Annotated in this window: 1 protein-coding gene; it reads right to left on the reverse strand. The window is 61.7% G+C overall.

The window, feature by feature from the left end; translation table 11 throughout:
- A partial coding sequence (locus RMT89_RS41680; RefSeq protein ID WP_315888964.1) for an LLM class flavin-dependent oxidoreductase occupies positions 1–358 on the reverse strand: 358 nt, incomplete at both ends.

Below are 358 nucleotides of genomic sequence, written 5' to 3' on the forward strand. Positions count from 1 at the left end.
GTCGGTGGCGGGCATGCCGTTCATCATGCGATCGAATTCGTACTGGTAGGCACCGCGAGCCAGGCCGACTTCCATGCGACCGTTGCTGATCACGTCGAGCAGGGCGCATTCACCGGCCACGCGGATGGGGTGCCAGAACGGCGCGATGATGGTACCGGCGCCCAGGTGAATGGTGGTGGTTTTGGCCGCGAGGTAAGCCAGCAGCGGCATCGGGCTGGGCGAGATGGTGTATTCCATGGCGTGGTGTTCGCCAATCCAGACGGTGCTGAAACCACCGGCTTCCGCCATCAGGGTCAGTTCGGTCAAGTCTTCGAACAACTGGCGATGGCTGACACTTTCATCCCAGCGTTCCATGTGC

Source organism: Streptomyces sp. P17, assembly GCF_032436805.1.
Lineage (GTDB): Bacteria > Actinomycetota > Actinomycetes > Streptomycetales > Streptomycetaceae > Streptomyces.